The following is a 23,890-nucleotide window of genomic DNA, read 5'->3' as shown; positions in this document are numbered from 1 at the left end:
ACCCTTGAGCAGTCGGTCTATGCTTCCCAAACTCGGTGGTCCTGCCCGATCTGTCGCCATGAGCCGAGCGCGGGAGTGCTGCCGAGCGGAAATATCGGTGAAGGGGTAGGCTCACCCATCGGTGCGCGGTCCATCCGTCGGCGAGGATGTGACACCGGCACCGCCTGAAGCAACCGTCGTGTATAGGGATGAGAGGGCTGGCCCAGCACCGCGTAGGCCGGACCTTCCTCAACGATGCGCCCGCGATACATCACGACAATGCGGTCGGCGACACGCTCCACCACGGCCATGTCGTGACTGATGAAGAGCATGGCGAGATCATCGTCACGCTGGAAGGATTTCAGCAGATCGAGAATCTGCGACTGGATCGCTACATCGAGCGCAGAGACAGGTTCGTCTGCAATCAGCACTTTCGGGCGCAAGACCAGCGCCCGGGCGATGCAGATCCGCTGGCGCTGGCCGCCGGAGAACTGATGGGGATAACGCTCAAGGCTCCCCTCCGGCAGGCCGACCCGCGCGATAAGGGCTTCCAGCAGGGCGCCCTCCACCGGCAGGCCCCTTATACGCAATGGCTCCGACAGTATCTGGCGGATAGACATGCGCGGGTCCAGCGCAGCGTAAGGATCCTGAAACACCATTTGAATATCGGCGCGCGCGGCGCGCAGATGCTCCCCCTCCAGCGTCAGGAGATCACGCCCTGCCAGGAAGGCGCGCCCTTCGGCCACGGGGAGGAGCCGCAGCAGGCTCTTGGCAAGCGACGATTTTCCACAGCCGCTTTCGCCGATGATCGCCACCGTTTCCCCGGGATGCAGATCGAAGCTCACATCCTCCACCGCATGAACATTGGCTATATGACGACGGAGCAGGCGCGAGCGCACAGGATAACGGGCTGTCAGGTGGTGGACGGATAACACGGGCGCGGCGCGATCAACCTCGACGGGTGTAGCTGTCCCGCCTTCCCGGAACTTCGGTGCAGCATCCAGCAGCTTGCGCGTATAGGCGTGACGGGGGGCGTCGAACACCTTCTGGACCGTGCCCTCCTCAACGATTTCACCCTGAAGCATGACGGCAACGCGATCGGCGATCTCTGCCACGACGCCCATGTCATGGGTGATGAACAACACCGCCATTCCGTTCTGCTTCTGGAGGCCGCGGATCAGCCCCAGGATCTCGGCTTGCACCGTTACGTCAAGCGCGGTCGTGGGTTCATCCGCGATGAGCAGGTCCGGTTCACAGACCAGTGCCATGGCGATCATCACCCGCTGCCGCATGCCGCCCGAAAGCTCATGGGGATATTGGGCCATACGGCGCTCGGGGTCGCTCAGGCGGACCTGCTCCAGCATGGCAAGCGCGCGGACTTGCGCATCGGCGGCCCGGCCATGCTGGCGGATCGCCTCCGTCAGCTGGGCACCGATCGTCATCACCGGGTTGAGCGATGTCATCGGGTCCTGAAAGATCATCGCAATCCTGGCGCCCCGGAGCCGCCGAAGCACTGGCTCCGGGGCCGCCGCGAGATCGACAGGTTCCTTGCCTGAGAGGATGATGCGGCCGCCGGTGATCCGTCCTCCCTGAAAGTCGATAAGACGCATCACCGATTTCACCGTGACGGACTTGCCGGACCCTGACTCTCCGACCAGCGCAAGTATCTCGCCCCGGTGGACATCAAGAGACACTCCGCGCACAGCGGGCTGCGATTGTCCGCCAAAGGACACGACCATGTTTTCGATGCTCAGGAGGGGTGCGCTCATCGGTTTATCTCCGTCAAGCAGCCGCGCGGTGGGCCCAGGCGCGGATTTCCAGCAAAGAATCCCGGCGCGAGGCCGCCATCTGCACCACGGAAAGCCCCGGTGCCTCGCCATCGCCGATCCAGTCGTTCCAGACCGTCACGAAATCCGGCCAGTCCGCCATGTCGGCGATCCAGAGTTGCGCATTGATGAGAGCGCTTCGGTCTGTGCCCATCTCCGCCATCAATTCGTCGATTACGCCCAGGATGCCGCGTGTCTGACCTATGAAACCTTCCGCCTTGTCAGGCGCGGTAAGGCAGACGGATGCGATATCCCCCGCTGCGGAGCCAAGGAAAATCTTCGGCCCCCAACTGTCCTTGCGCCCGGTTTTCCGAATACTCATGCTGCGGCTTCCTGGCGGTAAGCGACGGCGACGATCTCAAGAAGCAGATCCGGTCGGTAGAGCTCTCCCGAGACGCAGGTCCGCGCAGGGGGGTTCGTGTCGTCCACCCATGTGTTCCAGACGGAATTCAGCGCCGAAAAGTAACACATGTCCTTCAGCCAGATCGTCACGCTGAGCAGGTCGGACTGCGAGATGCCGGTTTCCGTCATCAGCGCGTCGAGCTGTGCGATCACATCCTTCGCCTGTTCCTTGATGTCGCCGTCCAGATTGCGGGGCTGCAGCCCGGTGAAATGAACCCACTGACCTGTTTGGCAGACCAGCGAACGGCGAGCCCCGTCCATCGTGTTGAAGTGAGAGCGTTTGGTCATCAGTATTTGCCTTTCAGTGCGATTTGAGTTTCGGGTCGAACTGGGTCCGCAGGACGTCCCCCAGCAGGTTGAGGCCCAGAACGGTCAGAAAGATGGCAAGGCCGGGGAACAGGGCCATCCACCAGGCGCTGGAGATGTAGGAGCGCGCATCCGACAACATCCCCCCCCAGGTCGGAATGGTGGGCGGGACGCCAAGGCCCAGGAAGCTCAATGAGGATTCCGCGATGATGGCGTTGGCCATCGAGAAGGTCGTGATGACAATGATCGACAGCATGACGTTGGGCAGAATGTGATGACGGATGATGAACCCGTCCTTCGCGCCGAGCGCGCGAGCGGCGGTGACGAACTCCCGTTCCTTCAGCGCCATGGCCTCTGCCCGCGTGACCCGCGCATAGGGGATCCAGCGTTGGGCCGTCAGGGCAACGATGACGATCGTCAATCCCTGACCGATGAAGGCCACAATGGCGATGGCAAGCATAAGCGGCGGGAAGGACCAGGTGATCTCTACCAGCTTCTGGATCGCGCCATCGATCCGACCGCCGAAATAGCCGGACACTATGCCAAGAAATACGCCGGCGACGCTCGCAAACAGCGCCACGCAAAGGGCAATGACAAGCGACACACGTGCACCGAAGATGATGCGGCTCAGGATGTCCCGGCCGACATGATCCGTGCCAAGCACATGCGGCCCCGTCCAATCCGGGGGCAGCATGGCAGACATGAGATCCTGCCGGTTCGGGGCATGCGGCGCGAGGATGGGTGCGAGGATGCCGGTCAGGATCAGCAGCCCCAACACCGTGAAGCCGAATGCGGCCTTGGCGCCGAACAGGTGCCGGTAACGGGTGCGAAGGGTCTGCCAGCGGGTGCGGAATTCGGGGACGGAGATCTCGGCCATATCAGTTGATCCTGATGCGCGGGTCGATGACGGTGTAGAGAATGTCGATGATCAGGTTCACCAGGATGAAGATCGTCGTATAGGTCAGCACGAGCCCGACGATGAGCGGGAAGTCCCGCGCCCCTATCCCTTGCACGAGCAGACTGCCGATGCCGGGCCAGGCGAAGACCGTCTCGACGATCATTGCCCCTGAAAGAAGCGCGCCGAATTCCAGCCCGACGATGGTGACAACACCGACCAGCGCATTGCGGAAGGCGTGGCGCCAGAGGACCCTCGCGCCGCTCAATCCCTTGGCGCGGGCGGTCATCACGAAATCTTCGCCGAGCGCGTCCATCACCGAGGCGCGGGTGAGCTGGGTGATGATCCCGGTCATATTGGTGCCGAGCACAATGGCAGGCAAGGCAAGGTGCTTCAGAGCCTGTCCAAGTGCATCCCACCTGCCCTGAAGCAGTGCGTCAAGGATCAGAAACCCGGTGATCGGCTCCAGTTCCATACCCCATGGCTCTCGACCGCCCGACGGCAACATATGCAGGTGTCCGGCAAAAAGCAGGATCAGCAGAATGCCGATCCAGAAGTTCGGTGCCGAAATACCCGCGAAGGAGATGGCGGATGCGATTGCGTCCCACATCGTCCCGGGGCGTGCCGCCGCCAGCACGCCAAGCGGAATGCCGATAAAGACCGCGATGAGCGTGGCGGCCACGGCGAGTTCTATCGTCGCGGGCAAGCGTGTCGCAATGACGTCGAGCACGGGTATCTTGTAGCGGAAGCTGTCGCCAAAATCGCCGACAACCGCCTTTGCCACGAAGTTGGCGAACTGGAGAGGTGCGGACTGATCCAGCCCCCACGCTTCCCGGATTCGGGCCTTTTCCTCTGCCGTGGCTTCGTCCGACACAAGCATGCTTACCGCATCGCCGGGCGCGAACTGCATCAGTGTGAAGATCAGCGCGGCGACAACCAGCAGGACCGGAACGGCCCCCGCGAGCCGTCGTGCGATATAGAACAGCATGGTGCTTCCTTCATGAGGGAATTGGCACAGCGCGCGTGCAGCAGCTGAAAGTCGGCGTCAGTTCACGAAGATTTCCCAGCCGTTTACCTGGTCGGCCGGCCGCGGTTGGAAGGTGACGGTGTTGGAGATGCCCCAAGCCATCTGGTGCTGCCACATGAAGGCCGCCGGTGCTTCCTCGACGAGGCGGGAGATCACGGACTGCATCTTCTCATTGCGCAGGGCGGGATCGAACTCCGCCTTTTCTGCCGCAAGCCGCGTATCCAGTTCCGCGTCGGAATAGCCAATCCGGGGAGAACCGCCCGTGCCGAAATACTGGTGGAGTGCCCGCGACGGATCGATCATCGAGCCGCGCCCCATATAGTAGAAGGGCACCTTGCCCGCCTGCACGTTCGACCAAAGCGTGGCCCATTCCGGCGTATCCAGCGTGACCGTGAAACCCGCCTCTTCCAGCATCGGCAGCATGGCCTCCGCGATCTGGCGGTCGGCCGTATACCGACCCACGGGAGTGGAAAGCGTGATTTCTACGCCTTCGAGCCCGGCCGACTTCAGCAGGTTCCGTGCCTTTTCGGGATTGTAGTCGTAGGGGCTGACGAAATCCGGATCAAAGCCGATCTGGCCTTCGCTCACCGGGCCATTCAGCAAAGCTGCCTGCCCTTGCAGGATGGCCCGGACGATGCCTTCGCGGTTGATGGCATGCGCGACGGCCTGCCGCGCCTCCTTCCTGTCCCAAGGGTGGGTTTTCGGTGACATGGCGAGAAACATCATCTCCACCGAATTGATGGTCTCGATCCGGGCATTGGGCATGTCGCGGACGCGCTGCACAAGTTGCGGCGGCACCCCTTGCGCGATCTGCACCTCACCATTGGCAAGTGCCGTCACGCGTTGCTCCGGTTCCGGCAGGATGCGGTACATGACCTGGCGGGGATTGTTCGGCGACAGCATCGGATGCCCGTCGTTCCGCTCAAGGATCATATGCTCACCGATCCGCACCTCAGCGAGTTTGTAGGGCCCGGCGCCATAGGGTGCCTTGCTGAACATCTCTGCTCCATACTGGTCGTAGAGCGCCTTGGATGTCACCACGATCCCGGCGAGATTATCCCGCAGGGTCGCATCGGCGGATGTCGTCCGGATCAGCACAGTAAGGTCGTCGACGATCTCTACCTTGTCGATGCTGGAGACAAGATAGCCCTTGCCGGAAGTCGGGTCGTTCTTCAGGAAGTTGATGGAATGAACGATATCCGCCGCTACCACCTTCTCGCCGTTGTGGCGGGTGAGTCCCGGGCGCAGGCGGAGCTCCCATGTCAACGCGTCCACCGGTTTCACGCTCTCCGCCAGATAGGGGACGTATTCCTTTCTGTCGAAGTCGTAACGCATGATGCAGCCGTAAATCTGGCACCATACGCTGGAAACGAGCACGACCGGATCGGAGTAGGGGTTATGGCCGGAGATCGTCTCGGTGATCGCGACGGCTACGCGGGCATTCGTCGGCTCTGCGGCAGTCGCCGGCGCGGAAAGAGCCACGGCGGCGAGGGTGGAAAGCAGAAATTTTTTCATGTCCGTCCGTTTTGCTCCGGCCTGCCTCTATGGGGCAAGCTGCTGGTGTAAAAGGATATGTTGCTGGCGTTTTGGCTTGCTTCGTAAGTAAGTGAATGCTTACTTACCTGATGAACAGGCAAATTTCGTGGATTCTGGCAAAAACGCCCGCCATCCGCAAATTATGCCTGATTCATAGGCGTTCAGAATGACGCTTGCACATGAAAGGGACGAAAAGCGTGCGAGAAAGCAAGGCGAAGGCAGATTCCAACGCGGTGCACGGTGTTCAGGAACGGCTGATGACAGCTGCGACGGCGGAATTCGTGGCGCAGGGCTATCATGGTGCAAGCGTGTCGAGGATTATCGAACGCGCGCAATGCAATGTGCGGATGATCTACCACTACTTCGGTAGCAAGGACGGTCTCTATCGTGCCTGTCTGGAACGGGTCTATGACGATCTGCGTGCGGCAGAGGCGCAGGCAACCTTCTGGGAAGACCCGCCGGATCACGCGATCGCGGCCCTTGTGCGTTTCACCTTCGACTATATGACCGCGCATCCCGAGTTTCAGGGCATGATGCGTATCGAGAACATGGTGGAGGGGGAGAACGTTCGCAGGCTCATGGCAGTCAACCACCGCGCAGGGAACCTGTTCACCAGAATCGACAGCGTCTTGTCGCGAGGGTCCGCAGAGGGCGTATTCGCGCGGCGCCCGGAGGCGGCTGAACTCTACCTGTCCATTCTCGGTCTTGCCACGATCCACTCCTCCAACCGCCATACAATGGGTGTCGTGCTGGGAGAGGATCTTGCCAGCCCCGCCTTTCTCGAGCGACGCCGCCGGATTTTGCCCGACATCATTCTATGCTGGCTGCGAACCGGGGTGGAGGAATGAGCCCTGCGATAACGACCCCGCATCCGCTTGCGACAGCGGCGGGGCAGGAGATTATCGCGGCGGGCGGCACGGCGGCAGAGGCGATTATCGCGGCGGGTGCCGTCCTCACGGTTGTCATGCCGCATTTCTGTGGCATCGGCGGGGATGCGGTCTGGCTGCTGGTCGACCGCCGCGGGCGGAAGAACTGCCTTCTCGCCATCGGCCAAGGTATAGCGCGCCCCCCGGTTACCGCGGCAATCCCCCAGCGTGGTCCCGGTTCTGTTCTCACCACCGCGGCAGTCGTGGATGGTTGGGGCAGGGCGCATGCGCTTTCCGCTTTGCATTGGGGAGGGCGGTCGCGGTTCGGTGATCTGATGCAGCCAGCCATCGGACTGGCAGAGTCCGGTTTCGTCATCTCTGCGTCCCAGAAGTTCTGGCGCGATTTTCGCGCTTCCGAAGCGGAAGACTGGCCTGGCTTCGCGCAGCATTTTCCCCGCCATGTCATCGTGCAACGTCAACCAGACCTTGCGCGCAGTCTGCGTGAGATAGCCGAACACGGCCCGCGCAGTTTCTATGAGGGGCTGCTGGCGCAGAGAATTGTTGCCGGATTGCGCGCGGCGGGCGTGGTGATCTCCCTCGATGATCTTGCGCGGACACGGTCGCGGGAATGTGTGCCTCTTGAATTGCCTTATCGGGATTTGACGCTTCTGGCGCCGCCCGCGCCAACGCAGGGCGCGGTGACGCTCGCCATCATGGGTATACTCGAGCGCTTCGAGTTGAGCGTCCTTGCGCCCGGAAGCGCGGATCACCTGCATCTGTGCGTGGAGGCAGTCAAACGCGCGTTCCTCTCTCGCGATGGGATTGCGGACCCGCGCTTCGCGCCGGATAGGACGTCGGAGATGATCGCACCTGCGCGACTGAACAAGGATGCGGAGGGGATCGACATTCATCGCGCCTTGCCGTGGCCGGCCGTCTGGCAGGCAGGTGACACGGTGTTCCTTGCCGCGCATGACGCGCACGGAAATGCCGCGAGCGTATTGCAAAGCACGTATTTCGACTGGGGGAGCGGGGTTATTGCTGGCGACACGGGCATCCTGTGGCAGAACCGAGGCGCCGCATTTTCCCATGACCCTGCGCACCCCAATGCATTCGCGCCGGGAAAGCTGCCGTTTTACACGCTCAACCCCGGCATGGCCCTGCGGGAGGGGCGGCCGCGGTTTCTCTACGGTACACAGGGGGCTGATGGCCAACCGCAGACGCTCGCGATGCTATTGACCCGCCTCATAGACTTCGAGGAGACGCCGGAAGCCGCCTTGCGGGGGCCACGCTTCTTGCTGGGCCGCACCTTTTCCGACAGTCGCGACAGCCTGAAGGTCGAAGCGGATGCTGGACCGGCGCTGGCCGCCCTGCAAAGCCGCGGACACGAAGTATCGCCCATACCGGAGTTGAGCCCGCTCTCCGGTCAGGCCGGCGTCATTGCGCTGTCGAGAGAGGGGGCTGTCGCCGCGCATGACCCGCGTGGTGAGGGAGAAGGCGTGGTAATATCACCCTTGGAATGCCATGCGTGAAATGGGTTGCGGTTGAACGCTGCCTTCCGGATGGACTTCAGCCTTATTCGCGATGCTGGGGCGCGAGGTCGAGAGTTGCCATCGGTAACATGCGGGCAGTTCCGGCGATCGCTGCGTGTTACCGACGGCGGTATTGGGCCTGTCCCCCGGTCCGAACCACGTTCCATCATCATGCAGGACAGAAGCGCATTTCTAAATCCGACAGCAGGGTAACGGTCGAGACCATTTCAGCCTTCGGAGAAGCCGCGTCGCACGACCAGTTCGTGATCCACGTTTCTTGACCTCGTGACAAAGGCCCGGCTGATATTCTCTGCAGCGCGCTGTATTGCTGGCAGAAACTGCGATTTGACCTGTTCGGCGTTCGCCCGCGTCATCGGTGTGCCGACGTTGATGGCCGCAACAGCGCGCCCTTCGGCGTCAAACACGGGCACGGCAACCGATATCAGACCTTCCTCGAACTCCCCTTCGACGAGCGCATAACCCTGATCGCGTACCGTCGCGAGACGCTCTGCAAAAAGGACGGGATCGGTGATCGTCCGGGGCGTTACCGGCTTCAGAAGTTCGGGGTTGAGAATTCTGTTCAGTTCGGCGGGCGGCAGATGTGCAAGCAGCACCCGGCCGAGGGCAGAAACAGCAGCCGGCACACGCGTACCCACCGAGATCGTGACGCTCTGCACGATCCGCCGGGCCTCTGCACGGGACAGATAAACGACGTCGGACCCGTCCAGCACCGCGAAGGAGCAATTTTCCGAAAGCTCCTGCACCACCTCCTCAAGGTAGGGCTGCACGATCTCCCGAAAGTTCCAGGTCGAGAGGTAGGAATAGCCAAGTTCGAGCATCTTGGGCAGCGGGCTGAACGATTCCTGCTGATTGCTGAGATATCCGAGCTCTGTCAGCGTGAGCAGGAAGCGGCGTGCCGCAGCACGGCTGAGGCCGGTACGCTCGGCGACCTCGCTGGTCGTGACCTGCGGCTGATGTTCGGAAAAGAGGCGCAGAACCTCGATGCCGCGTGCCAGAGCAGAAACGAAGTCAGCCGGCTTGATCTTGCCCGCGGCGTTCGCGGGTTTGCGGCTCGTCGAGGCCTTGGCGATTCTCGCCATGCGATACTCCCTTGGGTCTTTGCGGATGGGTTGGGGCCGGGTCTGCAGGAAATGGCGACCGCTGGGCCACGCGATATCGCACAGTATGATGGCATTTCGGGCAATGACAAGATCACATTGCGGAATGAAAGGACTGATAACGGGCAAAATTCATATTTTCGCACCGATGTGCGAAAATATGTTGACACCTAAGGTCGAAGGCGCGAATTTTGCTTGTCCGCAACAGGAGGAGCCGCTTTGGAAGCTTTGAGGATTGAAAAGCTCGTCAAGGAGTTCGGCTCTGTACGCGTGTTGAAAGGTATTGATTTAATCGTCAACCGCGGTGAAGTGGTTGTCGTGCTTGGTTCATCCGGTTCCGGTAAATCGACCATGCTGCGTTGTGTCAACCTGCTTGAGATACCGGACGAAGGTGCGATTTACCTGGATGGCCAGAAAATCGGCAGAGATTCGGGCAAAGGGACGGAATATCCCGCTGCGGAGCAGACGAAGGTGCGCGGGCAGGTTGGGATGGTATTCCAGCAGTTCAACCTCTTCCCCCATCTGACGGTCGAGCAGAATGTGATGCTGGGGCTTCTGAAGGTCCGCAAGCTCGGAGCGGCGGAGGCGCGGGCAATCGCGCACACCTGTCTCGACAGGGTGGGAATGGCGGACAAGGCCGGGCGTTACCCTGCCGCGCTGTCGGGCGGACAACAGCAGCGTGTGGCGATCGCACGCGCGGTGGCCATGCAGCCGACATTGATGCTTTTCGATGAGCCCACGTCCGCGCTCGACCCGGAGCTGGTGGGCGAGGTTCTGAACTCCATGCGGCTTCTGGCCGAGGAGGGCATGACGATGATCATTGTCACGCACGAACTGGGCTTCGCCTATAATGTCGCGACGCGCGTGGTCTTTCTCCACAACGGCTGCATCCATGAGGACGGGCCGCCGCATGAGGTGCTCGTTCGCCCCCGGACACCCCGGATGAGGGAGTTTCTCGCGAGCCACTCGCAATTCCGCATTCCCGAGCACAAGATGGCGGCGGAGTGAAATGCAGGGCATTGCGCAGACCGCTCATCGGATAGAGGATCGCCGTTTTCTCCGGGGAGAGGGGCGCTACCTGGCCGATATCCGGCCGGAGGGTTGCACTGCGATGGTGGTCGTGCGGTCTCCGCATGGCAATGCCCGGATCGGAGATATAGACACTGCGGCGGCTCTCGGGATGCCCGGAGTGCTCGCTGTACTGACCGCTGCGGATGTCGCGAGCGCCGGGGCAAAGGCGCTCCCCTGTCTGGCGGAGATAGGCAAGTGGGACTGGGCGCGACCTGTGCTTCCCGCCCGGCCGTTGCTGGCCGCGGATCAGGTCCGTCATGTCGGTGAGCCGGTCGCGGTGGTGATTGCCGAAACGCCTGATATGGCGCGCGATGCGGCAGACATGGTCGTCGTCGACTACGAACCGCTGGAGACCTGCGCGACCGTTGAGCAGGCCCTTGCGGGAGAAACAAGCATATGGCCGGAGGCCCCTGACAATATCGGGTTTGACTGGCATTCGGGTGATGCGGAGCGGGTTGCCGACGCCTTTGCACGTGCCGCCAACGTGGTATCGGTGGACCTTTACAATAACCGGGTCGCCGGCATGTCGCTGGAGACGCGCGGTGCGATAGGTGAGTGGGACGCGCGCGAGGAGCGGTTCACCCTGCATGTCTCCTCTCAGGGGGGTCATGCGATCCGCCGCATCCTGTGCCAGAACGTGTTCGGCATTCCAGAAGGGCGGATGCGGGTCATCACGCCGGACGTGGGCGGTGGGTTTGGCCCAAAGATTTTCGCCTATCAGGAATATGCGCTGGTGCTGCTGGCGGCGGTGAGACTGAACCGGCCTGTGAAGTGGGTGTCCGATCGCGGCGAGGCCCTGATCAGCGATACCCAGGGGCGCGCACAGACCTGCCGGGCAGAACTCGCGCTCGATGACACGGGCCGCTTTCTGGCAATGCGGTTCGACTGCCTTTCGGACATGGGTGCCTATCCGGGCCAGCATGGGCCGAACATCGCCACTGTCGCAGGCGACGGCCTGCATCCCGCGACCTATGACCTGGAGGCTGTGCATGTCCGTGTTCGCGGCGTGTTCACAAATACACTGCCTACGGACTCCTATCGCGGTGCCGGTCGGCCCGAAGTGATCTACGCCGTTGAACGGCTGGTGGATGCAGCAGCGCGCGAGCTCGGCTTCGACCCGGTAGACCTGCGGCTCAGGAATTTCGTTCCGCGCGGGAAGATGCCCTTCACGACGGTGACGGGGCAGGTTTACGACGATGGGGATTTCGCCCAGTTGACGGAGCGCGCCGTCGCGCTTTCGGATTTCACCGTGCGGGAGTCGCTCCGGGAAGCGGCGCGGGATTGCGGCAAGCTCTCCGGCATGGGGTTGGCTTACTTCATCGATCGCTGTGGCCGGGGGCTGGATGAATTTGCAGAACTGCGCTTTGATCCGTCCGGTTCAGCAGTGCTCATGGTCGGCTCGCAGAACAACGGTCAGGGTCATGAGACGGCCTATGCCAATATCGTGGCGCAGGGTCTGGGATTGGATCGCCGCCTGATCCGCGTCGTTCAGGGGGATACCGATCAGGTCGCCTTCGGGCGCGGCACAGGCGGGTCGCGCGCTCTCGCGGTCGGGGGGAATGCGGTACATCTGGCCACCGGCCGGGTACGAGCAAAGCTTGAAGCCATCGCGGCGCATCTGCTGGAAGGCGAGGTCTCGGCACTCCGGCAGGAGGAAGGGCGGTTCCACCTGACCGGCACGAACCGCAGCGTGACGCTGGCAGATTGCGTGCGCGCGGCTTTCACAGCACCACTCCTCCCCGCCGGCATGGAGCCGGGGCTGTCCATCGCCGCGCATTACCGGCCGGAACGTCCGACCTTTCCCAACGGCTGCCATGTCGCGCAGGTCGAGATCGACATCGAAACGGCGGAGATCCGGCTGACCCGTTATGTGGCGGTGAACGACGTCGGTACGATCCTCAATCCCCGTCTGGTGGAAGGTCAGTTCCACGGCGGTCTGGCGCAGGGCGTCTCGCAGGCGTTGTTGGAGGAGGTGGTCTATGACCCCGAAACCGCCCAGCCGCTGACCGGGTCACTGATGGACTATTGCTATCCCAAGGCAGACGATTTCGTCGCCTTTGAGATTGATTTTGTGGAAATCCCGTGCCGCATCAATCCGCTTGGCGTGAAGGGCTGCGGTGAGGCGGGGACAATCGCCGCTCCACCTGCCATTGCCAATGCGGTGATGGATGCGCTGCGCGACTACGACACGGAGGGCCTTCAGATGCCCTTCACGGCACCCAAGCTCTTTGCCGTCCTGGCGCGCGGTCCCCGTGCGGCGGGAAAGTGAGCGCACAAGGCCCCAACACGGAGAGAAACATGACGATCGGCACGTGGATGAAAGCAGCCGCCGTTGCGGCCGCGTTAATTGCGCCGGGCGTGGCGCTTGCTCAATCGACCTGGGAGCAGATCCAGTCCACCAAGAAGGTGCGGCTCGGCTGCGCCCAGTCCGAACCCTGGTGCTTCAAGGATCTGAGCGGCACGACGGATGGTGTGAGCGTGACGTCAAACGGAAGTGTCTATCGCGGCGTCGCTGTCGCAATCGGCAAGTATATTGCCGATTCAATGGGGGTGGAGCTTGCGATCGTGGACACGACCTGGGGCAATGCGGTGGCAGGGCTGCAGGCGAACCAGTACGACTTCATGTTCCAGCTTGACGCGACGCCCGAACGCGCGCTGTCGATCGACTTCGCCGGACCGGTGATGTGGTATCCGGTAGCGCTTGTGGTGAAGGACGATTTCGCGCCAACCACCTGGGCAGAACTGAGCGACCCGAAATACCGCCTCGCCGCGCCCGCAGGAACGACCTTCGTGGATGTCATCTCCGAGAAAGCGCCTGCCGCAACGCTCGCCACCTTCCAACAATCGAGCGAAGCCATCGCCGCCTTTCAATCCGGTCGCGTTGACGGGGCGGCCTCCACCGGGCCGATGGCGGATGTCACGCGTCTTCGGCTGAAATCCGGCAAGACGCTCGTGCCGAAGCCTGTGGTCGCGCGCCCCTCCAGCGCCGGGATCCGCAAGGAAACCGACGAGCGTTGGAAGAACTTCCTGCAGGTCGCCGTGACCTATGCCTATGACACCGGCACCACGGACAAGCTCTATCGCGACTTCCTTGCCTGGCGGGGGCTTGACCCCGCCACTGCCGTCTCCACGCGGCGCGAGGATCTGATGCGCTGAGCCTCTGCCCGTTCCGGCCTTGCGCCGGGCGGGCCCATGCTCTCCTCGGGGGTCGGCAAAGGTCTGACCCGGATTGGAAGCCCTCTGCGGAAGGACGGACAGGTGGACTACGTTTGGGACTTTTCCGCCGTCTGGCGGAACATGGATCAGCTCCTCGCAGGGCTGAAGGGTACGGCGATCCTGACGGTCGCCTGTCTGACACTGGCCCTGCCGCTTGGTCTTGCGCTTGCCGTCATGCGCATGTCGCCGCAACGCCTTATCCGCTGGCCCGCCGTGGCGGTCGTGGATTTCTTCAGGGCAGCTCCGGCGCTGGTGCTCATCGTCTGGTTCTATTTCGCCTTTCCGCTTATCGCGAATGTGAATCTGGATGCTTTCGGCGCCGCCTTCCTGGCCATCGGCCTGCAATCCTCCGCCTATATGGCAGAGGTGTTCCGCGCGGGTATGCAGGCCATCGGTCGCGGACAATGGGAGGCCGCATCCGCCATCGGGCTGACCAAAGCGGCAGCGGTGCGTCACGTCATTCTGCCGCAAGCCGTGCGGCACATGATACCGGTGTTCCTCATCAGATTTGCCGAACTGGTGAAGGGCACGACGCTCGCCGGTATCATCGCCTATGGCGAGACGGTCTATCAGGCGAACATGCTGGCCGCTCAAACCTATCGGCCGCTGGAGGTCTTTACCCTCACGGCGCTGGTGTTCTTCATGCTGATCTTTTCGATCACCGGAGCGGCTCAGCTTCTGAACGCACGTCTTGGGCGGGGAAAGTAGATCATGGGCTACGCTTGGGATTTCTCCTCCGTCATTCGCTACAAGCATGTTCTGATCGAGGGGCTGCTCGGTACCCTGTGGCTGGCTGCACTCGCCGTGACAACGGCGATGGTGGTGGGTATCGTCGTGGCGCTCTGCCGTATCTCTGCAACGCGGCTTCTGTCCTGGCCGGCTGCCGCGATCATCGCCTTCTTCCGCAACATCCCCTACATCGTGCAGCTTTTCTGGTTTTTCTATGCGGTGCCGGTGATTTTCGGCGTACAGGCATCGCCTTTTCTGGCCGCCTACGCCTCTCTCTCGCTTTATGGCGGCGCCTATTTTGCCGAGATCTACCGCGCTGGGATCCGCTCGCTCGACCGGGGCCAGTGGGAGGGCGCGAAGGCCATCGGCCTTCCGATGGGCGGCGTCATGCGGCACGTCATCCTCCCGCAGGCTATCCGCCGTACGGTTCCCGCCCTCACCACGCAGACGATCGAGATGGTGAAGCTCACCACCGTCGCGTCCTCCGTCGCCTATTTCGACATTCTCTACGCCGGCAAGCTTATCGCGGATCAGGATTTCCGTCCTATCGAAGCCTATACTTCGGTGGCGATCCTGCTGATTGGCGCGCTGCTCATCCTGTCCTGGGCCGCATCGCGGCTTGAAGCGAGGCTCCGCCGTGCCTGATACCCTGACTGCATCCTTCCGGCCCTCCGAGGCGCTCCGCCGGACGGGTTCTTCCGCCACGATCACCATTACCCAGACCGCGCGCGATCTGCGCGCCGCCGGGGTGGATGTGATCTCCCTCAGTGCCGGTCAGCCGGACTTCGATACGCCCGCCCATATCGGCGCGGCAGCCGCCGAGGCAATCCGCCGGGGAGAGACGCGCTATCCACCCGTCGCAGGCATCCCGGAACTCCGATCCGCCATCGCTGCGAAATTTCGGCGGGAGAACGGTCTGGAATATCAGGCCAACGAAACCATCGTCAGCACAGGGGGCAAGCAGGTGATCGCAAACGCCCTGCTGGCGACGCTCGGCCCGGGCGATGAAGTGGTGATCCCAACGCCAAGCTGGGTTTCATACCCACAGCTCACCGCCTATTGCGGGGCGACGCCGGTGCTTGTTCCCGGCGATCCGCGGCACCAATACAAGGTATCCCCCGAGGCGGTGGCGGCGGCGATCACACCGCGCACCCGCTGGATCATCCTGAACACGCCGAACAATCCAACCGGTGCGGTCTATTCGCCCGCCGAACTCGCCGCACTGGCGGAGGTATTGGAGCGGCATCCGCAGGTCTGGATCCTGACCGACGACATGTACGAGCATCTGCGCTACGACGGCATCCCATTCACGACCATGGCTCAGGTCGCGCCTGCGCTGAAGGATCGCACGCTGACGATGAACGGCGTGTCCAAGGCCTATGCCATGACCGGTTGGCGCATCGGATACGGGGCGGGGCCACGTCCTTTGATCGCGGCGATGGAGAAGCTTCAGACCCAGATCACCTCCGGGGCCTGCTCCATCGCACAATGGGCGGCAGTGGCGGCGCTGGAGGGGCCGCAGGATTACGTGTCCCAAAGCCGCGAGGCCTTTGACCGGCGGCGGAAATTGGTGGTCGCGCGGCTGCGCGCCATTCCGGGCATGAGCTGTGACATGCCGGAGGGTGCATTCTACGTCTACCCGTCCTGTGCGGGTTACATCGGCTGCACGACCCCGGCAGGTCGGAGGATCGCGACGGACGAGGATTTCGTCATGGCCCTCCTGTCGGAGGCGCGGGTGGCCACGGTGCATGGCGCCGCGTTCGGCGGCACCGACAGCTTCCGGCTTTCCTATGCCGCGGCGGATGCGGAACTGATGCGCGGCTGCGACCGGATCGCGGAATTCTGCGCGACGCTGCGCTGAGACGAGGAAGGCCGCGAAGCTGCTTGTCGCGCTTGGGCCCTGTCGCGGCGGGACAGGTTCGCTTGAGGGCCGCTGAAAAGGCTTCGGGGCTCGCGCCGAGGCGGAGATCTGCCCCACATTGTCGAAGAGCGCCCGGGAAACTCTCGACCGGCCCGGTTTCCTGGCATTCAAGGTAAACCCGGGCCAATGCTCGACTGCTTTCAGCCTGTTAATGGCGGGAAGGCTGCTGCGCTCTGTCGGTTGACATTTTTCCGATCCTCTTTTCAGGTCATCCGCGACGATAGGGGAGAGATCGAGCCATGAATCCTGCAACTATGACCGGACTGGAATTGCTGCGCGCCGCGGCAGCCGGCAAACTGCCGCGCGCCTCGATCAGCGGTACGATGGGCATGTCCACGATGGAGGTGGAGGAGGGACATATCGTCATCCATGCGCGGGCGGACGAACGGCATCTCAATCCGATGGGCGGTGTTCATGGCGGTTTCGCGGCAACCGTGCTGGATTCGGTGACCGGATGCGCCGTGCATTCCCGTCTGCCTGCAGGCGCGCGCTACGGCACGGTGGATCTCAGCGTGAAGATGCTGCGCCCCGTTCCTTGCGATCAGGCACTGCTGGCCGAAGCCAGAGTGACCCATCTGTCGCGCTCGCTTGGCGTGGCGGAGGGGACGCTGCGCGACGAGGCGGGTAACCTGCTCGCCAGCGCTTCGGCGACCTGTTTCATAAAGCGGCCCTGACAAGGTCTGCGGCTTCTCTCGGGGCAATTGTCTGTCTTGCCGTGCAGGAAATGCATGTCCCGGGCCCAGACGCATAAGTCATGACCGCCGTTCTCCACGCCTGCCGTCGGAACGAGGGTGGAAAAAGGGTCATGCCACGTGAGTAAGTGAACGTCCCGCGCCTGCGGGACGCAATCGGGAGACTCCCGGCGCGGGGCAGGGGCTGTCCCGGGGAAATAGTTTCTGCACCATCCCGAAGTTCTGGACGCGAACAGAAAATGGCCCGACGCTCAGCGGAGTCTCCAGAAGGACCGACTCGGCAGGCCGAACGGTGACCTCGCAACACCGGATGCAGGGAGCGCGACATGACAATCGACCTCGACCCCGATACCGATCTGGGCTTCTCCCGTGTTCTGGCCGCGCCGAGACATCTGGTCTGGGAGTGCTGGACGCGACCGGAACATATTCCGCATTTCTTTGTCCCCGCTCCGCACAGGGTTACGGGCGTGGATATCGACCTTCGCGTCGGCGGGAGATTCAACACGACTTTCGACGTGGATGGCGCCGTGGTGGAGAACCGCGGCGTCTATCTGGAGATCGTGCCGGAGGAGAAGCTGGTCTTCACGGACAGCTATACAGAAGGCTGGAAACCAACGCCCGCGCCGTTCATGACCGCGATCCTGCTGCTTGCCGATGCGCCGGGCGATGAGACTGGCTATACGGTGATCGTCCGGCACCGCACGCCGGAGATCCGCAAGACGCATGAGGAGATGGGGTTCCTCTACGGCTGGGGGACTGCCGCCGCGCAGCTCGAAGCCTATTGCGGGGGGCTGCAGGGTTAGCCTCGTCCCCCCGCCCCGGAGGCCGAATGGATTGAGCCTGCCCGTCACAGCAGGCGCCCCGCTCCCAAGACGGCGTGAGGGGAACACCCCCTCGCGCCGCCGGATCGTTGCAACGGATGGCGCCGACGGTGGAAGCCCGGTTAGAACGGGCTGTCAGGGAAATAGAACCTCTCGGCATTCTCCGGCGTGATGAGGGTCGAGCCGATGATGAACCGGCCGTAGACCGGCGTGTCGGAGACGAACCGGAGGGCGGTCATTTCTATCGCCGCGGAGATCAGCGCCGGGGGATAGGTCACATCGACGGGGAACTGCGGATCCTTGTCCATGATCCGCTTCACGATCTCCTTCATGCCGGCGCCGCCGATGATCCACATCTCGTTCGTCCGGCCTGCCTGAGCGATCGCTTCCTGCACGCCGATGGCCATATCGTCATCCGCTGCCCAGACCGCGTCGATATGGGGGTATTTCGACAGATAATCCTGCATCACCTGAAAGGCGTCGTCGCGGTTCCAGTTGCCGTGCTGCTTGTCCAGCACCTCGATGCCGGAGCCGTCGATGGCCGCTTCGAAGGCCGCGACACGTTCGTTGTCGAGCGTCGTCGGGATGCCGCGCAGAACGACCACCTTGGCGCCGGACTTCAGGTTGGCCTTGAAATATTCCCCGGCCACCCGGCCGAAAGCGGTGTTGTCGCCCGCCACGTAGAGATCCTCGATCCCGTCGATGGCAAGGCCGCGGTCCACCACCGTGACCCACTTGCCCGCGTCCTTGACCGCTTTGACCGGCGCGGTCAGCGGCTCGGATTCGAACGGCAGGACGACGAGGCCGTCGATGTTGCGCGTCGCGAGCATGTCTTCGATATCGTCAACCTGCTTGCCGGGTTCACCGGCCGTTGCGAGCACGAATTTCAGGTTGGGATAGACCTTCGACAGCCGCGCGATCGTCTGTTGCGCGTGCCAGTTCAGCCCTCCCATGAAGCCATGCGTTGCCGACGGGATGGACACGCCGATCGTGGCGCCCGCATCCTGTGCCCGCACTGCTCCCGCTGTCGCGATGGCGACGGAAATCGCCGCTGCCGCGGAAAAGAAATGCCTGCGTTTCATATTTTCTCCTCCCCTTTGTGCCGCCGGCATGGCGGCCTTCCCCTCATGCCGCCACGTTGGGCGGAAGCTCTCTCCTGCGCCGGCCGGAGCCTGTTCTCTGCCCGGACGCGCTGCAGGGTTCATCGCCCCTCGGCCGTCGATTTTCCCCGCTGCAACACGACGGCGAGCACGATGATGACGCCCTGAATCGCACCGTTGAGATAGGGCGACACCAGATCGGCGAGATTCAGGATGTTGTCGATGAGACTGAGGATCAGCACGCCGACCACCGTTCCCCAGACCCGTCCATATCCGCCCTTCAGGGCCGTGCCGCCGATGATGACGGCGGCGATGGCCTCCAACTCCCACAGAAGGCCGGTGGAGCCGGAGGCGGAGCCAAGGCGCGGAACATAGAGGATCGTCGCAAGCCCGACGAGCAGCCCCAGAAACACATAGGCCATGAGGCGCGTGTTCTCGACATTCACCGCGGAATAGCGCGCCACCTTGTCGTTCGAGCCGATCGCCTCGATATGCCGGCCAAAGCGCGTGTGCCGCATGACGACCTCTCCCACCACCGCGGTCACGGCGAAGACGATGATCGGCCATGCGATTCCGAACAGCCCGCCGTAATAGACCGGACGGTAGAACTGGCGCGCATCGAAGTTGAGGCTCAGCGTGCCACCATCGGCGATCCAGGTGACGAGGCTGCGGAATATCCCCATCGTGCCCAGCGTCACGATGAACGGCTCTATTCCGACGCGGGTGATCAGCGCCCCATTCACGAACCCGGCCGCAAGGCCGACGGCCAGCGCGACCGCCATCCCCGCCAGAACGAGCGGCACACCGATTCCGAGCGTCGGGATCAGCGCATTCATGGCGAGGATCATCATTCCCGCGATGAAGGCCGCCATCGACCCCACCGAGAGGTCGATCCCCCCGCTGGTGATGACGAATGTCATGCCGATCGCGATCATGCCCGTGAAGGCGGACCGGGCAAGGACGTTGGTGATATTGCCCGCCGACAGGAAATTGGGGTTCAGGAGCGCGCCCACCACGATCAGCAGGATCAGCGCGGCCAACGGGCCAAGGGTCGAGAGGGAGAATTTACGCATCCGCTTCGGCCTTCCCTGTCGTTCCCATCACCAGCCGGACCACGGCGGTCTCGGTGATCTCCGCGCCTTCCAGCATTCCGGCCACGAGGCCCTGCCGCATGACCATCACCCTGTCCGACAGTCCCAACACCTCGGGCATGTCGGAGGAGATGACGATGACGCTCAGCCCCTCCCGCGCCAGGCGGTCGATGAAGTGGTAGATCTGGCTTTTCGTGCCGATGTCGATGCCGCGGGTGGGTTCATCGATGATGACAACCTCGGGATCGGGAAGCATGGTCTTTGCCAGCAGCAGCTTCTGCTGATTGCCGCCCGAGAGATTGCCGACCGCCATGTCGCGCCGAGGCGCGCGGATGTCGAACTCGGCAATGGCGCTGGTCAGGGCCTCCTCCTCCGCGCGGCGCGACAGCAGCGGCCAGCCGAAGCGTTCCAGCGCAGGCAGTGTCAGGTTCTCGCGCAGGCTCTTGGTGAGGAGGAGGCCGCTTTCCTTGCGGTCCTCCGTCAGATAGCCGATGCCGTGGCGGGCCGCATCGCGCGGCGATGCCACACGGATTGCCGCGCCGTGCCGGAGGAGGGTGCCGCGGTGGGGCCGCAGCCCGACCAGCGCCTCCGCCAGTTCCGTCCGTCCCGCACCGATCAGCCCGGAGATCCCCAGCACTTCTCCCTGCCGCAGCGCGAAGGAGACATCGCTGACCACGGGGGGCACGTCGAAATCCCGCACTTCCAGCACGGCGGGGCCGAAGGTGGTCCGGCGGGGCGGAAAGATGTCGGTCAGCTTGCGCCCGACCATGGCGGTGGCCATGCTGTCCTCCGACATTTCGCCGCGCAGCGCACGGCGGACCACGGCACCATCGCGCAGAACGGTGATGCGGTCGGCCAGACGGTCCACCTCCTCCAGCCGGTGGGAAGTATAGAGCAGAGCCACACCATTCGCCCGGAGCCTGTCGATCTGGCGGAACAGCACCTCCACCTCCCGCCGGGTCAGGGGGGCGGAAGGTTCGTCCATGATGAGAACACGGGCATTGCGCGACAGCGCCTTGGCGATTTCCACCATCTGACGGTCCGACACCGAGAGATTGCGGATGCGCGCATCCGGGCTGACGCGGCATTCGAGCTGATCGAGCAGCGCCTGCGTCGCCTCCCGCATGGCGCGATGGTCGAGCAGCAGGCCGCCCATCTCGCGGCCCAGCCAGATGTTCTGCGCGACGGTCAGGTCCGGGGCCAGGTTGAATTCCTGATGGATCACGACGACGCCCAGTGCCTCGGCCTCCGCGCCGGACCGGTAGGGCGCCGGGGCGCCGTCCAGCAGAACGGTCCCGCTGCTCGGCTGAAGAAACCCGCCGAGGATCTTCATGATCGTGGACTTGCCCGCGCCGTTTTCGCCGATCAGCGCGTGTACCTCGCCGGGGTGGAGATCGAAATCGATGCCGTGCAGCACCTCGATCGGGCCGAAGGCCTTCCGAACGTCCCGGAGAGAGAGGGAAGGGGACGTCATAGCCGCACCCATCTGGCATTGGCTTTGGAGGACCGGACGGCGGCGGCGATGAACCGCATGCCGCGCATCCCGTCCTCCAGCGTGGGAACGATCACGCCGTCCGGCAGCGGCAGCCCCGCCTCCCGTGCGCGGATGGCCCGCGCGGCCTCCACGTAGATATTCGCAAATGCTTCCAGATAGCCCTCGGGATGTCCGGCCGGAACGCGGGTGAGACGGGTGGCGGCCGCCGTCGCCTCCGGCCCGCCGCGGGTCAACAGGCGCTTCGCCTCTCCGACGGGTGCGAACCACAGGCGGTTTGGCTCCTCCTGCGCCCATTCCAGCCCGCCCCGCTCCCCGTAGAGCCGCAGACGCAGGCCGTTCTCATTGCCCGGAGACACCTGACTTATGAGGAGCGTGCCCCGCGCCCCGCCCGGATAGCGCGTCAGAATATGGGCATTGTCGTCCAGAACGCGCCCCGGTCCGAAGGACGACAGGTCCGCCGCAATCGCCTCCGCCTGCATCCCGGCGACGAATTCCGCCAGATGTAACGCATGCGTACCGATATCGCCGAGCGCGCCGCCTGCACCCGACCGTGCAGGGTCCGTCCGCCATTCCGCCTGTTTCGATCCGCTGGCCTCGACAGGTTCCGTCAGCCAGTCCTGAAGATATTCCACCTGCACGAGCCGGATACGGCCCAGCGTGCCGCGCGCCACCATGTCCCGCGCCTGCCGGATCATCGGATAGCCGGAGTAGGTCTGGGTCAGAACAAAGAGCGCCGGTGAGGCCGCGGCCACTCGTTCCAGCCGCTTGGCTTCGGCGAGAGTGGCGCTCAACGGCTTGTCGCAGATGACGTGGATGCCGCGTTTCAGAAACTCGATGGCGGGGCCGACATGCCTGTCGTTCGGCGTGACGATGGCGACGGCGCGGATGCCATCCTTCCGCCGCGCCTCCGCCCGGGCCATCTGTCGGTAGTCGTCGTAGCTGCGTGCCAGACCCAGTTCCTGCGCCGAGACCCGCGCCCGCTCCGGCGAGGAGGACAGCGCCCCCGCCACCAGCGCGAACTGCCCGTCCATGGCCGCAGCGATCCGATGCACGCCGCCGATGAACGCGCCCTGACCACCCCCGACCATGCCGAGCGGAAGCGGCGTCATTCCTCCAGCCCCAACAGACGGCGGTTGTCCGACCGCCCTGTTCCCGCATCGGCGAAATCGTCGAAGGCGCGGTCCGTCACCCGGATGATGTGGTCTTTGACACGGGCCGCGCCCTCGCGCGCGCCGTCTTCGGGGTGTTTCAGACAGCACTCCCATTCCACCACCGCCCAGCCTGCGAAATCATATTCGGTGAGCTTGGAGAATACGGCGCCGAAATCGACCTGTCCGTCACCGGGGCTGCGGAAGCGACCCGCCCGTTTCAGCCACGGCTGATAGCCGCCATAGACGCCCTGGCGCCCCGTCGGGTTGAGTTCCGCGTCCTTGACGTGAAACATCCGAATGCGCTCATGATAGATATCTATGAACTCCAGATAATCGAGGTGCTGGAGCACGAAGTGTGAGGGGTCGTAGAGCAGGCAGGCCCGCGGATGCCCGCCGACGCGCTCAAGAAACATCTCGTAGCTGACGCCGTCATGCAAGTCCTCGCCCGGGTGGATTTCGAAGCAGATATCGACTCCCTCTTCCTCCGCATGGTCGAGGATCGGACGCCACCGGCGCGCCAGTTCGTCGAACGCCTCCTCCACCAGCCCCGGAGGGCGCTGCGGCCAGGGATAGAGATAGGGCCAGGCGAGCGCCCCGGAAAACGCGGCCATCGCGGGCAACCCCAAGCGGCGCGAGGCCGTCAGGCTCCGCTTGACCTCATCCACCGCCCATTCCGTCCGCGCCGCGGGCAGGCCCCGGAGCGACGGCGGCGCAAAACCGTCGAAGCAGATGTCATAGGCCGGATGCACGGCGACCAGCTGACCCTGCACATGAGCGGAAAGTTCGGTAATCGCGATGCCCGTTTCGGCAAGGCTGCCCGCAACGTCATCGCAGTAATCCTGCGAAGCGGCGGCACTCTCCAGATCGAAGAGCCGGTGGTCCCCGGTCGGGATCTGCACCCCCTCATACCCGAGCGACGCCGCCCATTTCGCAAGCGGCAAAAGATCATCGAACGGCGCGGTATCCCCCGCGAACTGCGCCAGGAAAAGACCCGGTCCCCTGATCGTCCTCATCGCTCCTCCCCCGCCGCGACGGCACGATGTAATCGATTGCATTCAGCATAGACATGCAATGTAATCGGTTGCAATCCTTTTGATCACAGGGAAGCGGGAGAAAAAG

Annotated in this window: 22 protein-coding genes; 10 read left to right on the top strand and 12 right to left on the bottom strand. The window is 63.4% G+C overall.

All coding sequences use genetic code 11. The features are described 5' to 3' along the window. Positions 1 to 17: 17 nt before the first annotated feature. The 6 genes from RT513_RS06500 to RT513_RS06475 are packed head-to-tail and all read right to left on the bottom strand — an operon-like array spanning position 18 to position 5,950. Positions 18 to 1,748, bottom strand: a complete 1,731-nt coding sequence (locus RT513_RS06500; protein WP_290690292.1) for an ABC transporter ATP-binding protein — start codon at positions 1,746 to 1,748, stop codon at positions 18 to 20. Positions 1,749 to 1,761: 13 nt separating this feature from the next. Then, entirely contained in the window at positions 1,762 to 2,127 is a 366-nt protein-coding gene (locus RT513_RS06495) for a Rid family hydrolase (RefSeq protein ID WP_088215490.1), read from the bottom strand. Beyond that, positions 2,124 to 2,495, bottom strand: coding sequence for a RidA family protein (locus tag RT513_RS06490; protein ID WP_290690297.1), 372 nt, complete (start codon positions 2,493 to 2,495; stop codon positions 2,124 to 2,126). The genes RT513_RS06495 and RT513_RS06490 overlap by 4 nt, the downstream gene beginning before the upstream one ends. Positions 2,496 to 2,508: 13 nt before the next feature. Beyond that, on the bottom strand, positions 2,509 to 3,390 hold the full coding sequence (locus RT513_RS06485; protein ID WP_088215488.1) for an ABC transporter permease: 882 nt from the start codon (positions 3,388 to 3,390) through the stop codon (positions 2,509 to 2,511). 1 nt (position 3,391) lies between these two features. Further along, on the bottom strand, positions 3,392 to 4,396 hold the full coding sequence (locus tag RT513_RS06480; protein ID WP_290690300.1) for an ABC transporter permease: 1,005 nt from the start codon (positions 4,394 to 4,396) through the stop codon (positions 3,392 to 3,394). 57 nt (positions 4,397 to 4,453) lie between these two features. Beyond that, entirely contained in the window at positions 4,454 to 5,950 is a 1,497-nt protein-coding gene (locus tag RT513_RS06475; RefSeq protein ID WP_290690303.1) for an ABC transporter substrate-binding protein, read from the bottom strand. A gap of 278 nt (positions 5,951 to 6,228) precedes the next feature. Between RT513_RS06475 and RT513_RS06470 the strand changes: the two genes are divergently transcribed. Together RT513_RS06470 and RT513_RS06465 are read left to right on the top strand one after the other, a co-directional pair. Continuing rightward, the gene (locus RT513_RS06470; RefSeq protein WP_256947309.1) at positions 6,229 to 6,819 is read left to right on the top strand and encodes a TetR/AcrR family transcriptional regulator; all 591 of its coding nucleotides are present in this window, start codon (positions 6,229 to 6,231) and stop codon (positions 6,817 to 6,819) included. Further along, complete coding sequence (locus RT513_RS06465; RefSeq protein ID WP_290690311.1) at positions 6,816 to 8,366, top strand: gamma-glutamyltransferase family protein; 1,551 nt, start codon at positions 6,816 to 6,818, stop codon at positions 8,364 to 8,366. The genes RT513_RS06470 and RT513_RS06465 overlap by 4 nt, the downstream gene beginning before the upstream one ends. Before the next feature lie 227 nt (positions 8,367 to 8,593). Here RT513_RS06465 and RT513_RS06460 read toward each other — a convergent pair whose 3' ends face one another. Continuing rightward, a complete protein-coding gene (locus RT513_RS06460; protein WP_290690314.1) occupies positions 8,594 to 9,466 on the bottom strand; it encodes an IclR family transcriptional regulator C-terminal domain-containing protein in 873 nt (290 codons plus the stop codon). Positions 9,467 to 9,703: 237 nt separating this feature from the next. Here RT513_RS06460 and RT513_RS06455 point away from each other — a divergent pair, with 237 nt between their 5' ends. From RT513_RS06455 to RT513_RS06420, 8 genes are all read left to right on the top strand, one after another. Beyond that, on the top strand, positions 9,704 to 10,492 hold the full coding sequence (locus RT513_RS06455; protein ID WP_290690316.1) for an amino acid ABC transporter ATP-binding protein: 789 nt from the start codon (positions 9,704 to 9,706) through the stop codon (positions 10,490 to 10,492). A 1-nt stretch (position 10,493) separates the two neighbouring features. Continuing rightward, positions 10,494 to 12,824 (top strand): xanthine dehydrogenase family protein molybdopterin-binding subunit, encoded by a 2,331-nt coding sequence (locus RT513_RS06450; protein ID WP_290690318.1) that lies wholly within the window; start codon positions 10,494 to 10,496, stop codon positions 12,822 to 12,824. A gap of 29 nt (positions 12,825 to 12,853) precedes the next feature. Then, positions 12,854 to 13,711, top strand: coding sequence for a transporter substrate-binding domain-containing protein (locus tag RT513_RS06445; RefSeq protein ID WP_290690319.1), 858 nt, complete (start codon positions 12,854 to 12,856; stop codon positions 13,709 to 13,711). 102 nt (positions 13,712 to 13,813) lie between these two features. Beyond that, the gene (locus tag RT513_RS06440; RefSeq protein ID WP_290690321.1) at positions 13,814 to 14,479 is read left to right on the top strand and encodes an amino acid ABC transporter permease; all 666 of its coding nucleotides are present in this window, start codon (positions 13,814 to 13,816) and stop codon (positions 14,477 to 14,479) included. 3 nt (positions 14,480 to 14,482) lie between these two features. After that, entirely contained in the window at positions 14,483 to 15,145 is a 663-nt protein-coding gene (locus tag RT513_RS06435) for an amino acid ABC transporter permease (RefSeq protein WP_290690323.1), read from the top strand. Next, on the top strand, positions 15,138 to 16,361 hold the full coding sequence (locus RT513_RS06430; protein ID WP_290690325.1) for a pyridoxal phosphate-dependent aminotransferase: 1,224 nt from the start codon (positions 15,138 to 15,140) through the stop codon (positions 16,359 to 16,361). Before RT513_RS06435 ends, RT513_RS06430 begins: the two co-directional genes overlap by 8 nt. Before the next feature lie 299 nt (positions 16,362 to 16,660). Then, positions 16,661 to 17,095, top strand: coding sequence for a PaaI family thioesterase (locus RT513_RS06425; RefSeq protein WP_088215477.1), 435 nt, complete (start codon positions 16,661 to 16,663; stop codon positions 17,093 to 17,095). A gap of 350 nt (positions 17,096 to 17,445) precedes the next feature. Continuing rightward, on the top strand, positions 17,446 to 17,916 hold the full coding sequence (locus RT513_RS06420; RefSeq protein WP_290690553.1) for an SRPBCC family protein: 471 nt from the start codon (positions 17,446 to 17,448) through the stop codon (positions 17,914 to 17,916). 140 nt (positions 17,917 to 18,056) lie between these two features. On the opposite strand, the gene RT513_RS06415 is transcribed toward RT513_RS06420, so the two are convergent. The 5 genes from RT513_RS06415 to RT513_RS06395 all read right to left on the bottom strand — a co-directional run bounded on the left by RT513_RS06415 (position 18,057) and on the right by RT513_RS06395 (position 23,784). Continuing rightward, positions 18,057 to 19,016 (bottom strand): ABC transporter substrate-binding protein, encoded by a 960-nt coding sequence (locus RT513_RS06415; RefSeq protein ID WP_088215476.1) that lies wholly within the window; start codon positions 19,014 to 19,016, stop codon positions 18,057 to 18,059. 119 nt (positions 19,017 to 19,135) lie between these two features. Continuing rightward, on the bottom strand, positions 19,136 to 20,107 hold the full coding sequence (locus tag RT513_RS06410) for an ABC transporter permease (protein ID WP_088215475.1): 972 nt from the start codon (positions 20,105 to 20,107) through the stop codon (positions 19,136 to 19,138). After that, positions 20,100 to 21,599 carry a sugar ABC transporter ATP-binding protein gene (locus RT513_RS06405; protein ID WP_290690329.1) on the bottom strand — a complete coding sequence of 500 codons (1,500 nt, stop codon included), beginning with the start codon at positions 21,597 to 21,599 and terminating at the stop codon, positions 20,100 to 20,102. The genes RT513_RS06410 and RT513_RS06405 overlap by 8 nt, the downstream gene beginning before the upstream one ends. Beyond that, the gene (locus tag RT513_RS06400; protein WP_290690331.1) at positions 21,596 to 22,729 is read right to left on the bottom strand and encodes a Gfo/Idh/MocA family protein; all 1,134 of its coding nucleotides are present in this window, start codon (positions 22,727 to 22,729) and stop codon (positions 21,596 to 21,598) included. Before RT513_RS06400 ends, RT513_RS06405 begins: the two co-directional genes overlap by 4 nt. Further along, positions 22,726 to 23,784 carry a sugar phosphate isomerase/epimerase family protein gene (locus RT513_RS06395; protein WP_290690333.1) on the bottom strand — a complete coding sequence of 353 codons (1,059 nt, stop codon included), beginning with the start codon at positions 23,782 to 23,784 and terminating at the stop codon, positions 22,726 to 22,728. Before RT513_RS06395 ends, RT513_RS06400 begins: the two co-directional genes overlap by 4 nt. Positions 23,785 to 23,890: the final 106 nt, after the last annotated feature.

This window comes from Haematobacter sp., assembly GCF_032102465.1.
Classification (GTDB): Bacteria; Pseudomonadota; Alphaproteobacteria; order Rhodobacterales; family Rhodobacteraceae; genus Haematobacter.
Note: the sequence above shows the minus strand (reverse complement) of the source record. Positions and strands in the feature narration are given on the sequence as shown.

Excerpts from the sequence above, each read along its gene's own strand:
- RT513_RS06500 (WP_290690292.1), bottom strand. The coding sequence starts at position 1,748 with ATGAGCGCACCCCTCCTGAGCATCGAAAACATGGTCGTGTCCTTTGGC.
- RT513_RS06495 (WP_088215490.1), bottom strand. The coding sequence starts at position 2,127 with ATGAGTATTCGGAAAACCGGGCGCAAGGACAGTTGGGGGCCGAAGATT.
- RT513_RS06490 (WP_290690297.1), bottom strand. The coding sequence starts at position 2,495 with ATGACCAAACGCTCTCACTTCAACACGATGGACGGGGCTCGCCGTTCG.
- RT513_RS06485 (WP_088215488.1), bottom strand. The coding sequence starts at position 3,390 with ATGGCCGAGATCTCCGTCCCCGAATTCCGCACCCGCTGGCAGACCCTT.
- RT513_RS06480 (WP_290690300.1), bottom strand. The coding sequence starts at position 4,396 with ATGCTGTTCTATATCGCACGACGGCTCGCGGGGGCCGTTCCGGTCCTG.
- RT513_RS06475 (WP_290690303.1), bottom strand. The coding sequence starts at position 5,950 with ATGAAAAAATTTCTGCTTTCCACCCTCGCCGCCGTGGCTCTTTCCGCG.
- RT513_RS06470 (WP_256947309.1), top strand. The coding sequence starts at position 6,229 with ATGACAGCTGCGACGGCGGAATTCGTGGCGCAGGGCTATCATGGTGCA.
- RT513_RS06465 (WP_290690311.1), top strand. The coding sequence starts at position 6,816 with ATGAGCCCTGCGATAACGACCCCGCATCCGCTTGCGACAGCGGCGGGG.
- RT513_RS06460 (WP_290690314.1), bottom strand. The coding sequence starts at position 9,466 with ATGGCGAGAATCGCCAAGGCCTCGACGAGCCGCAAACCCGCGAACGCC.
- RT513_RS06450 (WP_290690318.1), top strand. The coding sequence starts at position 10,494 with ATGCAGGGCATTGCGCAGACCGCTCATCGGATAGAGGATCGCCGTTTT.
- RT513_RS06445 (WP_290690319.1), top strand. The coding sequence starts at position 12,854 with ATGACGATCGGCACGTGGATGAAAGCAGCCGCCGTTGCGGCCGCGTTA.
- RT513_RS06435 (WP_290690323.1), top strand. The coding sequence starts at position 14,483 with ATGGGCTACGCTTGGGATTTCTCCTCCGTCATTCGCTACAAGCATGTT.
- RT513_RS06425 (WP_088215477.1), top strand. The coding sequence starts at position 16,661 with ATGAATCCTGCAACTATGACCGGACTGGAATTGCTGCGCGCCGCGGCA.
- RT513_RS06415 (WP_088215476.1), bottom strand. The coding sequence starts at position 19,016 with ATGAAACGCAGGCATTTCTTTTCCGCGGCAGCGGCGATTTCCGTCGCC.
- RT513_RS06410 (WP_088215475.1), bottom strand. The coding sequence starts at position 20,107 with ATGCGTAAATTCTCCCTCTCGACCCTTGGCCCGTTGGCCGCGCTGATC.
- RT513_RS06405 (WP_290690329.1), bottom strand. The coding sequence starts at position 21,599 with ATGACGTCCCCTTCCCTCTCTCTCCGGGACGTTCGGAAGGCCTTCGGC.
- RT513_RS06400 (WP_290690331.1), bottom strand. The coding sequence starts at position 22,729 with ATGACGCCGCTTCCGCTCGGCATGGTCGGGGGTGGTCAGGGCGCGTTC.
- RT513_RS06395 (WP_290690333.1), bottom strand. The coding sequence starts at position 23,784 with ATGAGGACGATCAGGGGACCGGGTCTTTTCCTGGCGCAGTTCGCGGGG.